Source organism: Burkholderia sp. Nafp2/4-1b (assembly GCF_003635165.1).
Lineage (GTDB): Bacteria > Pseudomonadota > Gammaproteobacteria > Burkholderiales > Burkholderiaceae > Burkholderia.
On record NZ_ML058609.1, the window covers coordinates 83958 to 84215 of the forward strand.

The 258-nt window shown below is 63.2% G+C and carries 1 protein-coding gene; it reads right to left on the bottom strand.

From position 1 onward, the window contains the following. Nucleotides 1-258 (bottom strand): hypothetical protein (locus tag C7H84_RS37200; protein WP_240462059.1); only part of this gene is annotated, 258 nt, incomplete at both ends.

A 258-nucleotide genomic window follows, 5' to 3' on the forward strand; every position in this document is an offset into this window, starting at 1 on the left:
GCGACCGAGCTGTCGGTCGAGCTCAGGCCAGTCGACAACGAGTTGATACCGGTCGATGTCGACGTGGACAACGAGGTGATCGAGCTGGTTGCCGACGACAGGCCGGTCGACGTGGAGGTCGAGAGCGAAGCGACGGAGCTGTCAGTCGAGCTCAGGCCCGTCGACAACGAGTTGATGCCGGTCGAGGTCGACGTGGACAGCGACGAGATCGAGCTGTTGGCCGACGACAGACCGGTGGAGGTCGAGGTCGAAAGCGAA